The sequence below is a fragment of the Aeromonas sp. QDB34 genome (assembly GCF_027705405.1).
GTDB classification, from domain to species: Bacteria; Pseudomonadota; Gammaproteobacteria; order Enterobacterales; family Aeromonadaceae; genus Aeromonas; species Aeromonas hydrophila.
In genome coordinates, this window is sequence record NZ_JAPDBT010000017.1 from 37,518 (window position 1) to 51,998 (window position 14,481).

At 62.9% G+C, this 14,481-nt stretch carries 14 protein-coding genes; 10 read left to right on the forward strand and 4 right to left on the reverse strand.

Going from position 1 to position 14,481, the window contains the following annotated elements; translation table 11 throughout:
- Positions 1-2 precede the first annotated feature (2 nt).
- Positions 3-1,322 (forward strand): 6-phospho-alpha-glucosidase, encoded by a 1,320-nt coding sequence (locus OKC29_RS18145; RefSeq protein WP_041217760.1) that lies wholly within the window; start codon positions 3-5, stop codon positions 1,320-1,322.
- A gap of 69 nt (positions 1,323-1,391) precedes the next feature.
- Here the strand turns inward: OKC29_RS18145 and OKC29_RS18150 are convergent, their stop codons facing one another.
- Positions 1,392-2,396 carry a substrate-binding domain-containing protein gene (locus OKC29_RS18150; protein ID WP_073348574.1) on the reverse strand — a complete coding sequence of 335 codons (1,005 nt, stop codon included), beginning with the start codon at positions 2,394-2,396 and terminating at the stop codon, positions 1,392-1,394.
- A 435-nt stretch (positions 2,397-2,831) separates the two neighbouring features.
- Between OKC29_RS18150 and OKC29_RS18155 the strand changes: the two genes are divergently transcribed.
- From OKC29_RS18155 to OKC29_RS18180, 6 genes are all read left to right on the forward strand, one after another.
- Positions 2,832-3,953: a branched-chain amino acid ABC transporter substrate-binding protein gene (locus OKC29_RS18155; RefSeq protein WP_016348967.1), complete on the forward strand. Its 1,122-nt coding sequence runs from the start codon at positions 2,832-2,834 to the stop codon at positions 3,951-3,953.
- 64 nt (positions 3,954-4,017) lie between these two features.
- Entirely contained in the window at positions 4,018-4,944 is a 927-nt protein-coding gene (livH, locus tag OKC29_RS18160) for a high-affinity branched-chain amino acid ABC transporter permease LivH (protein WP_011704141.1), read from the forward strand.
- Complete coding sequence (locus OKC29_RS18165) at positions 4,941-6,209, forward strand: high-affinity branched-chain amino acid ABC transporter permease LivM (protein WP_073348573.1); 1,269 nt, start codon at positions 4,941-4,943, stop codon at positions 6,207-6,209. Before livH ends, OKC29_RS18165 begins: the two co-directional genes overlap by 4 nt.
- Positions 6,206-6,979: a high-affinity branched-chain amino acid ABC transporter ATP-binding protein LivG gene (gene livG, locus OKC29_RS18170; RefSeq protein WP_011704139.1), complete on the forward strand. Its 774-nt coding sequence runs from the start codon at positions 6,206-6,208 to the stop codon at positions 6,977-6,979. Before OKC29_RS18165 ends, livG begins: the two co-directional genes overlap by 4 nt.
- 10 nt (positions 6,980-6,989) lie before the next feature.
- Complete coding sequence (locus OKC29_RS18175) at positions 6,990-7,691, forward strand: ABC transporter ATP-binding protein (RefSeq protein WP_011704138.1); 702 nt, start codon at positions 6,990-6,992, stop codon at positions 7,689-7,691.
- Positions 7,692-7,694: 3 nt separating this feature from the next.
- Positions 7,695-8,528, forward strand: a complete 834-nt coding sequence (locus OKC29_RS18180; protein ID WP_073348572.1) for an AraC family transcriptional regulator — start codon at positions 7,695-7,697, stop codon at positions 8,526-8,528.
- Here OKC29_RS18180 and OKC29_RS18185 read toward each other — a convergent pair.
- Positions 8,525-9,211, reverse strand: a complete 687-nt coding sequence (locus tag OKC29_RS18185) for a LysE family translocator (protein WP_073348571.1) — start codon at positions 9,209-9,211, stop codon at positions 8,525-8,527. The genes OKC29_RS18180 and OKC29_RS18185 overlap by 4 nt on opposite strands.
- A gap of 70 nt (positions 9,212-9,281) precedes the next feature.
- On the opposite strand from OKC29_RS18185, the gene glpE reads away from it, so the two are divergent.
- Complete coding sequence (gene glpE, locus OKC29_RS18190) at positions 9,282-9,605, forward strand: thiosulfate sulfurtransferase GlpE (protein WP_011704135.1); 324 nt, start codon at positions 9,282-9,284, stop codon at positions 9,603-9,605.
- On the forward strand, positions 9,602-10,435 hold the full coding sequence (gene glpG / locus OKC29_RS18195) for a rhomboid family intramembrane serine protease GlpG (RefSeq protein ID WP_270669480.1): 834 nt from the start codon (positions 9,602-9,604) through the stop codon (positions 10,433-10,435). Before glpE ends, glpG begins: the two co-directional genes overlap by 4 nt.
- A 128-nt stretch (positions 10,436-10,563) precedes the next feature.
- Here glpG and OKC29_RS18200 read toward each other — a convergent pair whose 3' ends face one another.
- Entirely contained in the window at positions 10,564-12,981 is a 2,418-nt protein-coding gene (locus tag OKC29_RS18200; protein ID WP_073348570.1) for a VolA/Pla-1 family phospholipase, read from the reverse strand.
- Between the two features lie 301 nt (positions 12,982-13,282).
- Between OKC29_RS18200 and ubiK the strand changes: the two genes are divergently transcribed.
- On the forward strand, positions 13,283-13,540 hold the full coding sequence (ubiK, locus tag OKC29_RS18205) for a ubiquinone biosynthesis accessory factor UbiK (protein WP_073348569.1): 258 nt from the start codon (positions 13,283-13,285) through the stop codon (positions 13,538-13,540).
- 129 nt (positions 13,541-13,669) lie between these two features.
- Here ubiK and fre read toward each other — a convergent pair whose 3' ends face one another.
- Positions 13,670-14,368 carry an NAD(P)H-flavin reductase gene (gene fre, locus OKC29_RS18210; protein WP_016348960.1) on the reverse strand — a complete coding sequence of 233 codons (699 nt, stop codon included), beginning with the start codon at positions 14,366-14,368 and terminating at the stop codon, positions 13,670-13,672.
- Positions 14,369-14,481: the final 113 nt, after the last annotated feature.

The following is a 14,481-nucleotide window of genomic DNA, read 5'->3' on the forward strand; positions in this document are numbered from 1 at the left end:
TCATGAAAAAATTCTCTGTCGTCATTGCCGGCGGTGGCAGCACCTTTACCCCGGGTATCGTTCTCATGCTGCTGGAGAACCAGCACCGCTTCCCGCTGCGGGAGATCAAGTTCTACGACAACGATGGCGCCCGCCAGGAGGTGATCGCCGAAGCCTGCCGCGTCCTGCTGCGGGAGCAGGCCCCTGACATCGCCTTCAGCTATGGCACCGACCCCAAGGCGGCCTTCAGCGGGGTGGACTTCGTGATGGCCCATATCCGGGTCGGCAAGTACCCCATGCGCGAGCTGGACGAGAAGATCCCCCTGCGCCATGGCGTGGTCGGCCAGGAGACCTGCGGCCCGGGCGGCATCGCCTACGGCATGCGCTCCATCGGCGGCGTGCTGGAGCTGGTCGACTACATGGAGCAGTACTCGCCGGATGCCTGGATGCTGAACTACTCCAACCCGGCCGCCATCGTGGCCGAGGCGACCCGTCGCCTGCGCCCCCACGCCAGGATCCTCAACATCTGCGACATGCCCATCGGTATCGAGGGACGGATGGCCCAGATCGCCGGCCTGCCGTCACGCAAGGAGATGCGGGTTCGCTACTACGGCCTCAACCACTTCGGCTGGTGGACCCGCATCGAGGATCTGGCGGGCAACGACCTGATGCCGGCCATCAAGGCCCACGTGGCCAAACACGGCTATGTGCCCAAGCAGGCCGGCCACGCCGAGGCCAGCTGGAACGACACCTTCGCCAAGGCCAAAGATGTGTGGGCCCTTGATCCGGACACCCTGCCAAACACCTATCTGAAGTACTACCTCTACCCGGACTATGTGGTGGCCCACTCCAATCCGGAGCACACCCGCGCCAACGAGGTGATGGAGCACCGCGAAAAGCACGTGTTCAGCGCCTGCCGCGCCATCGTGGCAGCCGGCAACGCCGCAGCCGGCGAGCTGGAGATCGACGAGCACGCCTCCTACATAGTGGATCTGGCCACCGCCATCGCCTTCAACACCCAGGAGCGGATGCTGCTGATCGTGCCGAACCGGGGTGCCATCCCCAACTTCGACCCGGAGGCCATGGTCGAGATCCCCTGCCTGGTGGGCAGCAGCGGCCCCGAGCCACTACAGGTGGGCAACATCCCGCTGTTCCAGCAGGGCATGATGGGTCAGCAGGTGGCCGTCGAGAAGCTGGTGGTGGAGGCGTGGATTGAGCGCTCCTATCAGAAACTGTGGCAGGCAATCACCCTCTCCAAGACGGTGCCGAGCGCCTCGGTGGCCAAAGCCATCCTGGACGACCTGATCGCCGCCAACAAAGAGTACTGGCCGCCGCTGCAATAAACGCGGGCCAAACAAAAACCCCCTCGCTGGCGAGGGGGTTTTCTTGTTGATGGCTCTGCCGTGGCGCGATCAGCGCAGGGACTTGACCGAACGGCGGACGATCAGCTCCGGCTGGACCGTCATCGACTCGACCTCCAGCTCCTTGTTGCGGATCCGGCTCACCAGCTGCTGCACCGCCAGCAGGCCGAGCTCGGCCTTGGGGTGGCGGATGGTGGTCAGCGGCGGGCTGGAGAAGCGCGCCATCTCCACGTCGTCATAACCGATCATGGAGATGTCATCCGGCACCTTGACCCCGGCTTCCCAAGCGGCGCAGATGGCGCCGATCGCCATGGGATCGTCGAAGGCGAATACCGCAGTCGGCCGCGGCTTGAGGGCCAGGATCCGTTGCATGGCATCGAATCCGCTCTGGCTCTCGTAATCCCCTTCGAAGATCTGCTCGTCTTTCAGGGTCAGCCCTTGTTCGGCCAAGGCATCGCGCACCCCGTCCAGCCGTTGCTGGGTAGTCGGCTTGGCGAGATGGCCGGTGATGCAGACGATATCGCGGTGACCCTGCTCCAGCAGATGGCGCACCGCCAGACGCGCGCCGATGCGGGCGTTGTCGTTGATCACGTTGGCGAAATCGCACTCATTGCCCCAGTCCAGCACCACCTGCGGCACATTTTTGTGGATACGCAGCATGTCCCTGAACTGGGTGTCGATATCGGTTCCCAACACCAACAGGCCGTCGACCCGCTTCTCCATCAGCATGCGCAGGTAGTGCTGCTGACGGGGCGGCTGGTTCTCGGTGTTGCAGAGGATCAGGCTGTAGCCCTGCTCGAAGCAGTACGCCTCCACCCCTTGCACCACTTCCGCAAAGAAGGGGTTGGCACTGGTGGTCACCAGCATGCCGATGGTCTTGGTCGAGTTTATCTTGAGGCTGCGCGCTACCGAGTTGGGCGCGTAGTTGAGTTCTGCCACCGCCTCAAGCACTTTTTGGGTTGCGTCTTCGCTGACCCGACGGGTGTGATTGAGTACATGTGAGACGGTGGAGATGGATACGCCTGCGCGGGAGGCGACATCCTTGATAGTGGCCATCTCTGTCTCCTGAAGATCAAAGGCGGAACATTAGCAGATTTCCCGAATAAAGGCTTGGTTTTAACGAGCACTGCCAATGAATTGTCAATGCTGGCTAATCTAGGCGCTCATTTCTATTTGCGCAAACGGATTTTGGTCAAAATGGGAGCAGTGTCAGGGTAAAATATCGTCAGTTTTTTCATCTATCATTTATCGAAAGAACACCTTGTTGAGAAGATGTTAATCAACACATTTAGCATCAATATCTAAATCATATTTCAATATTGGTTATTTGTTTCAAAAAAGCACTATTCCACCCTCTCTGGTTAGTATCTTTAACAGCTTGTTATTGCCCAGCGAGGAATGATAGAACCATACCTATTGCCGGACTGGCGGGATCACGGTTCGGAATGGCACACGGAAAATGAAACAATCCACTGATTAAGGGACGAATCGATGAATAAGTTGAGCAAAATGGCAGTCAGGACAGCGGTTTCTATGGCCCTGTTCGGATCGGTATCACTGGTCCACGCGGCGGACACCATCAAGATCGGCATCGCCGGTCCGGTCACCGGCCCGGTCGCCCAGTACGGCGACATGCAGTTCACCGGCGGCAAGATGGCAGTCGAGCAGATCAACAAGGCCGGTGGCATCAAGGGCAAGCAGATCGAAGCCGTCATCTATGACGACGCCTGCGATCCCAAGCAGGCCGTGGCGGTCGCCAACAAGGTGATCAACGACGGCGTCAAGTTCGTGGTCGGCCACCTTTGCTCCGACAACACCCTGCCCGCTTCCGACATCTATGAAGATGAAGGCGTGCTGATGGTCACTCCGGCCTCCACCAACCCCAAGATCACCGAGCGCGGCTATCAGCTGGTGCTGCGTACCATCGGCCTGGACAGCGACCAGGGTCCGACCGCCGCCAAGTACATCATCGAGCAGGTCAAGCCCAAGCGCGTGGCCGTCATCCACGACAAGAAACAGTACGGCGAAGGCATCGCCTCCAGCGTGAAAGCGGCGCTGGACAAGGCCGGCGTCAAGGTAGTGGCGTTTGAAGGCATCACCGCCGGCGACAAGGACTTCTCCGCCCTGATCGCCAAGCTGCAGAAAGAGAACGTCGACTTCGTCTACTACGGCGGCTATCACCCCGAGCTGGGTCTGATCCTGCGTCAGGCTGGCGAGAAGGGCCTCAAGGCCAAGTTCATGGGCCCGGAAGGGGTCGGCAACAAGGATATCTCCGCCATCGGCGGTCCGGCCTCCGAAGGCCTGCTGGTGACCCTGCCGAACAAATATGACCTGGTGCCGGCCAACGCCCCGCTGGTGGCCGCGTTCAAGGCCAAGGGTCAGGACTCCTCCGGTCCGTTCGTGTGGACCACCTATGCCGCGGTGCAAACCCTGGCTGCCGGTATCGCCAAGGCGGGTGAGGATGACCCGGCTGCCGTTGCTGCCGCCATCAAGGCCGCACCGATCGATACCGTCATGGGCACCCTGAGCTGGGCTCCGAGTGGCGACCTGAAAGGCTTTGAATTCGGTGTGTTCCAGTGGCACGCCGACGGTACCTCCACTCAAGTCAAATAATCTGCCGGTCGGGGTGACATGAGTCACCCCTCCTTTCTTTGCGGGCAAGTACAGGGAACGCAGTATGTCCGAACACTTCCTTTACCTGGTTCAGCAGTTGCTGAACGGGTTAACCATAGGCAGCACCTATGCGTTGATCGCCATCGGCTACACCATGGTCTATGGCATCATCGGCATGATCAACTTCGCCCACGGCGAGGTCTACATGATCGGCTCCTATGTCGCTTTCATGGTGATGGCGGGGCTCATGATGATGGGCATCGACAGCACCTTCCTGCTGCTGGGGGGCGCCTTCCTGGTCAGCATCGTCATCACCGGCACCTATGGCTGGACCATAGAGCGGGTCGCCTACCGCCCGCTGCGGGGCGGCAACCGGCTGATCCCCCTCATCTCCGCCATCGGCATGTCGATCTTCCTGCAGAACATGATGCGGATGGCCCAGGGCTCGCGCGACATCGCCATGCCTACCCTGATCTCCGGCGGCTGGACCCTGGGTGAAGCCGACGGCTTCCAGGCCAGCCTCTCCTGGATGCAGCTCATCATCTTCGTGGTGACCTTCATCACCATGCTGGCGCTGACCCAGTTCATCGGTCGCTCCCGCATGGGCCGCGCCTGCCGCGCCTGTTCGGAAGACATCAAGATGGCCAACCTGCTGGGGATAGACACCCACGTAGTCATCTCCATCACCTTCGTGCTGGGGGCTACCCTGGCCGCCGTCGCCGGCGTGCTGCTCGGCATGTATTACGGCGTCATCAACCCCTACCTCGGCTTCATGGCCGGGCTGAAAGCCTTCACTGCGGCAGTCCTCGGCGGTATCGGCAGCATTCCCGGCGCCGTGCTGGGCGGCCTGCTGCTCGGCGTGGTCGAGGCGCTCACCGCCGGCTACCTCAGCACCGAGTACAAGGACGTGATGGCCTTTGCCCTGCTGATCGGCGTGCTGCTGTTTATGCCCACCGGCATTCTGGGTCGCCCGGAGGTCGAAAAGGTATGAAAAAACAATTCATTCATGCCTGCATCGCCAGCCTGGTGCTGCTGGTGCTCTCCTTCTGGCTCCTCGGCTTCAAGCTCGAGACCGACGGTACCCGCCTGCTGGTGACCAGCCGCCTCGACGTGTCGCTGGCCTGGCTGCTGGGCGGCGCCACCCTGGTGTTCTGGTTCCAGATGCTGCGCGGCCAGATAAGCTGGCTGTTTCAGGCCTCCATCAGCGGCTTCTCGGTCGGCTTCACCAAGCTGGTGCTGCCAAGCCCAGAAGAGGCGCCCAAACTCTATAACCTGACCGCCGTGCTGGTGCTGCTGTTTGCGGTAAGCTGGCCCTTCATGGCCTCGCGCGGTGCCATCGATCTGGCCACCCTGGCCCTCATCTACATCATGCTGGGCCTCGGCCTGAACGTGGTGGTCGGCCTCGCCGGCCTGCTGGATCTCGGCTATGTCGGCTTCTACGCGGTCGGCGCCTACAGCTATGCCCTGCTCAACACCTACTTCGGGCTCAGCTTCTGGGAGTGCCTGCCCATCGCCGGGCTGACGGCGGCCACCTTCGGCTTTTTGCTCGGCTTCCCGGTGCTGCGGCTGCGGGGGGATTATCTGGCCATCGTCACTCTGGGCTTTGGCGAGATCATCCGCATCCTGCTCAACAACATGACCAGCCTGACCGGCGGCCCGAACGGCATCTCCGGCATTCCCAAGCCGACCCTGGGCGGCCTGGAGTTCAACCGCACCGTCAAGGATGGCGGCTTCGAGACCTTCCACGAGTTCTTCGGCATCGCCTACAACGCCAACCACAAGGTGATCTTCCTCTACCTGATGGCGCTGGTGCTGGTGATCGTCACCCTGTTCGTCATCAACCGCCTGCTGCGCATGCCACTGGGCCGCGCCTGGGAGGCCTTGCGGGAAGACGAGATCGCCTGCAAGTCGCTGGGGCTCAACCCCACCATCATCAAGCTGACCGCCTTCACCATTGGCGCCTGCTTCGCGGGCTTCGCCGGCAGCTTCTTCGCCTCGCGCCAAGGCTTCATCAGCCCGGAGTCCTTCGTCTTCATCGAGTCGGCCATCGTGCTCGCCATCGTGGTGCTGGGCGGCATGGGCTCCCAGATCGGGGTGGTGCTGGCCGCCATCGTGATGACGGTGCTGCCTGAGCTGGCGCGCGAGTTCAACGAGTACCGGATGCTGATGTTCGGCCTCTTGATGGTGTTCATGATGATCTGGCGGCCACAGGGATTGCTGCCGATGACCCGTCCGCATCTGGAGTTAAAGAAATGAGTGCAAATCAGAAGTTAATGGAAGTCTCTGATCTGTCGATGCGCTTCGGAGGGTTACTGGCCGTCAACGGCGTCAAGCTGGACGTGGACAAGGGGGAGGTGATCTCCATCATAGGTCCCAACGGGGCGGGCAAGACCACCGTCTTCAACTGCCTGACCGGCTTCTACCGCCCGAGCGGCGGCATCATCCGCTACAAGGGTGAGGAGATCCAGGGGCTGCCCGGCCACCTCATCGCTCGCAAGGGGATAGTGCGCACCTTTCAGCACGTGCGACTGTTCAAGGACATGACAGCGGTGGAAAACCTGCTGGTAGCCCAGCACAGGCACCTCAACACCGGCTTTCTGGCCGGGCTGTTCAAGACCCCGGCCTTTCGCCGCGCCGAGCGGGAGGGGCTGGAGCAGTCCGCCTTCTGGCTGGAGAAGGTGGGGCTCAAGGATCTCGCCAACCGCGCCGCCGGCAACCTGGCCTATGGCCAGCAGCGTCGGCTCGAGATTGCCCGCTGCATGGCGACCCGGCCCGAGCTGCTGATGCTGGACGAGCCGGCCGCCGGCCTCAACCCCCACGAGACCGACGAGCTGAACGAGCTCATCTCCAACCTGCGGGACGAGTTCGGGGTCTCGGTGCTGCTGATCGAGCACGACATGAAGCTGGTGATGGAGATCTCCAACCGCATCTTCGTGGTCAACCAGGGCACCCCGCTGGCCCACGGCAAACCGGACGAGATCCGCAGCAATCCGGCAGTGATCAAGGCCTATCTGGGCGAGTCGTAAGGACAAAAAGATGTTAGAACTTCGCAACGTATCGACCCACTACGGCAAAATTCAGGCGCTGCACGACGTCAGCGTCCAGGTAAAAGAAGGGGAAATCGTCACCCTGATCGGCGCCAACGGCGCCGGCAAGACCACCTTGCTGATGACCCTGTGCGGCGAGCCCAAGCCCAGCAGCGGCTCCATCTGGTTTGAGGGAGAGCAGATAGACTCGCTCTCCACCGCCCGCATCATGCGCAAAGACATCGCCGTGGTGCCGGAGGGGCGCCGCATCTTCGCTCGCCTGACGGTGGAGGAGAACCTGCTGATGGGGGCCTTCTTCGTCGACAAGGCCGAGCAGCGCGGCCTGCTGGATCAGATTTTCACCCTGTTCCCCCGCCTGCACGAACGCCTGGAGCAGCGCGCCGGCACCATGTCCGGCGGCGAGCAGCAGATGCTGGCCATCGGCCGCGCCCTGATGAGCAAGCCGCGCCTGTTGCTGCTGGATGAACCCTCGCTGGGGCTGGCCCCCATCGTCATCCAGCAGATCTTCGACACCATAGAGCAGCTGCGCCGCGACGGCATGACCATCTTCCTGGTGGAGCAGAACGCCAACCAGGCGCTCAAGCTGGCCGATCGCGGCTATGTGCTGGAGAACGGCCACGTGGTATTGCAGGACACGGGGGCGGCCCTGTTGGCCAACCCGGCCGTCCGCCAGGCCTATCTCGGCGGCTGACCCATGAGCAGGGCCGACACGGCGCCGGATCACCACAGTTTCTGGCACGATCCGGCCCTGCCTTTCATCGAGGCGCGGGCGGTGCAGGATGGCCGCCGCGTCTGCTATGACAAGCACAGCCACCCCCACTTCTCCATCGGCGCCATCACCGGTGGCCACAGCCACTATCTCAACCAGCGCAGCCGGCAGGAGGTCGGCCGCGGCCACCTGGTGCTGATGAACCCGGAAGAGGTGCACGCCTGCAACCCGATTGCGGATGAGCCCTGGTCCTATCTGATGTTCTACCTCGACACCGGCTGGCTGCAACGCCAGCAGGAAGAGGCGGGGCTGGGCGATGCCTTTCGTCCCTTCGACATGACCGCAAGCCGGGACCCCTTGCTCTATCAGGGGCTGTGCCGACTCCACCGGCAGCTGTGGCAGGAGCCGGAGCCGCTCGCACGCGAGGTGGCCTGCCACCAGTTCAGTCGCCAGCTGCTGGCCAGGCTCACCCCGGCCAGCTGGGACGATCGGCCGCCGCAGCACCTGCAGCGGGCCGCCGAGCTGATGCAGGACGACTGCAGCAGCGCCCTCACGCTCGCACAGCTGAGCGCGGTGGCCGGGCTCACCTCCTCCCACTTCGTGCGCAGCTTCAGCTGCCATTACGGCATGACGCCCCACGCCTACCTGCTCGATCAGCGCATCCGCCATGCCCGCACCCTGCTCAGGCGGGGAGAGCCGCTGGCGGAGGTGGCGCTGGCCAGCGGTTTTGCCGATCAGGCCCACTTCCAGCGCCAGTTCAAGCGGCGGGTGGCCGCCACCCCGGGTCACTACCGCAATCAGCTGACCCGGCTGGGCTAGCGCACCAGATAGGCGGCGCAAAGCAGCAGCAACAGCGCCATCGCCCGGTTGAACCAGCGCAGCCGCTGCGGCGCGAGCAGCAACCCCTGCAATCGGCTGCCGGCATAGGCCCAGCAAGCGATGGAGCCGAGGCAGATGACCAGGTAGAGGCCGCTGAACAGGGCCACCTGCCCCACCCCGCCCGCACTGCCATAGGCCCCCATCCCCATGCTGGCGGCGAGCCAGGCCTTGGGATTGAGCCATTGCATCAGTGCCCCGTACCAGAAGGAGGGCGCCACCCCGTCGACCCCTTCCACCCGGCCGCTGTCCACCAGCAGCTGCCAGACCATCCAGCCGAGAAAGATCACCCCGGCCCAGCGCAGTGCCTCCGCCGCCAGCGGCCACTGCAGCAGGGTGGCGCCCAGCCCCAGTCCCATCAACAGCAGCAACAAAATGAAGCCCAGGGTGGCCCCGACCACGTGGCGCAAGCTAGCCGCAAAGCCGTGCCTGGCACCGCTACCGAGGGCGACCAGATTGACCGGCCCCGGGGTGATGGACATGGCCAGGGCAAACCCGGCCATGGATAACAGCAGATTCGTCTCCATGAATAACGCTCGTATCGGCAAAAGGAGCCCCCAGCCTAGCCGGCACCCCGCCCCCGGTATTGAAGGAAATTGCGATCGGTCACGGCAATAACCGGACACATTGCGGGCTTAGCGCCGGCCCCTGCTTGCGGTAAACTGACCCTCAATCACCTATTCGCAGGACATGTTAATGGACCAGTTTGCCCATATCAGTGCCCATGATGCCCACCAGAAGCTTGCCGCCGGTGCAGCCCGCCTCGTGGATATTCGCGACCCCCAGTCGTTCGAGACGGCCCACGCGGTCGGCGCCTTCCACCTCACCAACGGCACCCTGGTGCGTTTCATGAACGAGGTGGACTTCGATACCCCGGTGATCGTGATGTGCTATCACGGCAACAGCAGCCAGGGCGCCGCCCAGTACCTGCTGCAACAGGGGTACGATGAGGTCTACAGCCTGGATGGCGGCTTCGAGGCGTGGCGCAGGGAGTTCCCGATCCAGGCGGGCGACGCATGATCCAGCTGCTGGTGCTCGACAATGCCCGCATGGCCCAGGCGCTGGTGGACTATCTCTCCACCCTCGGCATCTTGTGCGAGCTGACCCAGTCCGAGCTTGGCGTCTCGGTCTGGCTGGCGGACGAACAGCGCCTCGCCCAGGCCCAGCTGGAGGTGAAACGCTTCCTGGCCGAGCCGACCCACCCCCGCTACATGGAAGCCTCCTGGCAATCCGGCCGGGCCGATGCCCGCATCGACTACAGCAAGGGGATGACCGACCCGGTCACCGACTTCCTGCATCAGGCCGGGCCGCTGACCCTGGTGGTGATCATCACCTGTCTGGCCATCTACGGGCTCGATGCCATCGGCCTGCCGATCTTCGATGAGCTGGCCTTCCACCCGACCCTGGCCCAGTTCACCGACTGGCAGGCATGGCGCTACTTCACTCCGGCCTTCATCCACTTCTCGGTGCTACATCTGGTGTTCAACCTGCTGTGGTGGTGGTATCTGGGGGGCCAGATCGAACAACGGCTCGGCAGCGGCAAGCTGCTGATCCTGCTGCTGGTAGGCGCCGCCCTGCCCAACCTGGCCGAGTTCTTCGCCAGCGGCCCGCTGTTTGGCGGCCTCTCCGGGGTGGTCTATGCCCTGCTCGGCTACTGCTGGCTGCGCAGCAAGTTGCAGCCGGCCTGCGGCCTCACCCTGCCACCGGCGCTGATGGGCTTCATGCTGTTCTGGCTGGCACTCGGCTTCTTCGATCTGCTCGGCACCCGCACCGCCAACATGGCCCACCTGGCCGGTCTGCTGGTCGGGCTGCTGCAGGGCTGGCTGGACAGACACCACCAGCCCGCCTGAGCGCTAGTGGTCATCGAGGCGTAGCAAGCTGCTCAGCTACCGACAAGGCCAGCCTGAACCGGCGACAAGCACCATGCCGGAAAACAAAACGCCGCCCCGAAGGGCGGCGTTTTTATTGGCCGACTGGCTTACTGCTTGAGCAGGCTGCCGTTGGTCACCTTGACCGCAGTACCGCCGCTCATGAAGAAGCTGGCGAACTGGGACTGCATCTCGGTGGTCACATCGCCGCTCGGGTCGAAGTTCTCGTCCGGTGCCAGCAGCGAGCTGTGGCCACCGGCCACGAAACGGGCCGCGTTGTGGCTGGCCGCACCGGTGGCGGTCAGTGGCTGCAGTGCCAGTACCTTGAACAGCGGCTCGGTACCACCCAGCGGGGCGGAGGCGATGCTGTTCGGGATCACCTGGTCAGACAGGCTCAGCGCGCCATCGCCGACGATCTCGGTGGCGAACAGCGGGAAGCTGCTCTGGATGCCGCGGCCGAGGTTGATCGGGTCAGCCGAATCCAGCACCGACTGGGCCGCGAAGCTGTAGCTCTGCAACGTGCTGGCCGCCGCCGCCTGCTGGGTAGTGCTCAGGCTTGGCAGGAACTCGTTGACGAAGCAGGTCGGCACCGCGGTCTTGCAGTTGGGCGCGTAGGCGGTGAAGCCCGCTTTCAGCTCGGCACTGCCGCTGGTCAGCACGCCCATCTTGATAGTCGGACCGAAGGTCGGCGAGTTCAGCAGCAGCGGCGCGATGCCGCCACCCGGCATGGCCAGGCCGCCGGTGTCGAACTTGAACAGGGCATCCGCCTGCGCATTGCCGATGGGCTGGTTGGCAACCGCCAGCAGGTTGGTACCGGAGATGGCACCCAGGGAGTGGCCCAGGAAGTGTACCTTGAGGCTGCCGGCGGTGCCGATGGCACCCTTGGCATTGGCCAGACCGACCGCCAGACGCAGGCCCAGCAGATCCGCCACGCTCTGTTTCAGGTTGTCACGGGCCACGGTCAGGTAGCTCAGGTTCAGATACGGGGTCGGGTTGTCGGAGGTGGTCACGGTCGCCATGCTGCCGCTCAGGGCGAAGCCGCGCTCACCGTGCAGCGGGTGATCGATCACCACCAGCGCCACCTTCTTGCCTGCTTGCATGCCGGCATAGATCTGGCCCAGCGCCAGCGCATAGGCATTCTCTTTCACCGAGGTGACGCCGTGCTGATAGATGATCACGTCGGTGATGGTGTTGAGAGCATCCTTGGCGAAGACCCGCATCGGCACCGACTGCACCTCTTCCAGCATGGGCAGCGGGTTGAAGCGGCCGATATTCTGCTCGGCATCCAGCGGCTTGCCACCGGAGGTGAGAGTCACCCCGATCAGCTTGCTCGCCTCGGCCAGCAGCTCGGCCTGACGGGTCGGATCGGCAATCAGCGTCGCCAGCAGGGCCGGGTCCACACCCGCGCCCACCAGCCCGGCGATCACTTCGCTGTCAGAGGCTTTCAGGGCATTGGCGATGGCGTACAGGCTGGGGATGGCGCCGTGCCAGGACTGGGTCTTGGCCTTGTCCCAGGAACCGGCGGTGGCTGGCGAGGCGAGGAAGTAAGGCAGCTTGACGGTGCCGGTATAGACCTTGGTCGCTTGAGCGATCGGGTTGAGCGGTGCACCGGGGCCGAAGGCGGTGGCGATCGCATCTTTCTGCTCCTGCGGCAGGAACTGCTCGGCATCCAGCTGGGTCAGGAAGGCATTGCTGCCGGTCACGCTCAGGGTATAGGTGCCCGGCAGACTGGTGTTGCCCTTGGCATCCTGCTTCCACAGGGCGGCCGCATCCAGGGTCGGGCTCTTCAGCACAGACGCCGCAGCCCCTTTCACCGCCACCAGCACGTCGGCACCGGACTGGGTACCGAACCAGTCGGAGAAGATGACGTGATCGGTGGAGACGCCGGTGGCAGCCTTGAACAGGCCTTCCTGCAGGGCGATCAGACCATTGATGGTCTGCTCCTGGGCATTGCTGCCGACGTTGTTCTTGTAGTTGCCGTAGTCGTTGCCGGCCTTGACCGCGTTGCCGCTGCTGTCCTTGAGGGAGTCGGTGGCCACGATCATGTAGTAGGAGGAGGGATTCAGCGGCTTGAGCGGCACCAGGTTCAGCTTGCCGGCCGAAGCGGCCACCACGAAGTCCACCCCGTAGGTCAGCACCTTCTTCACGCCGTTCGGACGCAGGGCGGCGCTGTCAAAGCTCAGCTCCAGCAGGTAGAGCGGCGCGACCGAGGCGGCAAACTCCGCCGCAGCCGGGGCCTGTACCTGAATGCCTGATGACGTCACGGGCACGATCTGGATAGCCTGGGTCGTGGACCAGCCATCCAGGGTCGACATGGCCGAGACCGGGTTGGAGAGATCTGCCGTTTCGGTGGAGAATTTCAGGGTGCCATCGCTGGCCCGGGCAGCCAGAGCACTGGGGCGCACGGCGTTGGAACCGGTCAACAGATAGTCGAGATAGCTGGAGGTGTCGCCTTTGTTATCGTCACTGCCACCACAGCCAGCCAGCATAGCACTGACAACCGCGGCGTAAATTAGCTTCTTTTTCATATCCTTATCTCTTTTTAGTTGTTATCCATGAAATGCTGACTGAGTTGGGTGAGAACCCGACCGGTACATCTTAACAGCAACGCAACAATTATTAAGCCTCTGGTCGGTCATCTGATCTGCTTTTTTTGTGTACAGCATCAAGGAATTGGAATAGAAACGGGACTCGATAGGTTAACAGCTTCATCCCGAATACCAGACCCGACCAGCGACTACCCCTATGGCAGCTGGCAAAAAGCGACCCTCGATCTCGGCAAAGCGGATCAATTGCCGGTAGAATGGCGCATTGCTTAAGGAGAACCACATGATCGACCCGAAGAAACTGGAAGAGATCGCCAAACAGGTGCACAACTCCCTGCCGCCCGGCATTCGCAGCATGGGTGAAGAGGTGGAGAAGAAGATCCGTCAGGTGCTGCAGTCCCAGCTGGGCAAGCTGGACCTGGTCAGTCGCGAAGAGTTTGACGTGCAGACCAAGGTGCTGCTGCGCACCCGCGAGAAGCTGACCGCGCTCGAGGCCAAGCTGGCCCAGCTCGAGCAGCAGCTCGGCCCCAAAGGCGAATAACGCAGGTCGCCCATAAAGCAAACCCCAGCCAGGCTGGGGTTTGTTGTTTCTGGCCTGCCGCAAGGCAAGCAGCAGGCTGATTCAGCGAAGCCGCCTCGGTCACGCTATGTGGCCGGCCTCATGCCGAACTCAGATGAATTCGTAGGCGTCGCCGAAGATGCGCTCTGGCTCGGCGCCCAGGATCTTGAACTCCTCCCGCGCCGCGCCCGCCATCTCGAAGCGACCGGCGACATAGATGTCGTAGTCGTGCAGGCTGACGAAGTCATCCATGATGGCCTTGTGCACCAGCCCGGTCTTGCCGGTCCAGTCCGCTTCCGGCTCCTGTACCACCGGGATGAAGGTGAGCGGGGCGTAGTCGCGCTCCCACTGCTGCATCTGCTCCTGCTCGTAGAGCCAGTGCGCCTGGCGCACGCCCCAGTAGAAGAACACCGGGCGCTTGCTGCCGGTATCGATCAGGTATTCCAGAATGGAGCGGGCATAGGAAAAACCGGTGCCACCCGCCATCAGGATCAGCGGCCGGGGTGACTCTTCCCGCAGGAAGGCCTTGCCTGCCGCCAGTTCAATCTCGATCTCCCCCTGCTCGCGCATGCGGGCCAGCACCTGACCGGCATAGGCGTTTTCCGGGGTGGCGCCGATCTGCAGCTCCAGCATGCCCGGACGGGTCGGCGAGTTGGCGATGGAGAAGGGACGCTTGTCCGAATCGCTCATCACCACCAGCAGATACTGGCCCGGCTTGAAGCTGACCTCTTGCAGCGGCGTCAGGGCCACGTGCCAGATGGTGTCGACATATTCGCGCAGTTCCTCTACGCGGCACTTGATACGTTGCATTCTTATCCTTGTGACGGGCTCGCTCGGCCCGCTTTCGCTCTTGATTCACTGTGGACTGGCGACCAGCAAAGTGGTCAGGTCAGTCGAGCATACCCAATTCAGCTCAAATGGCA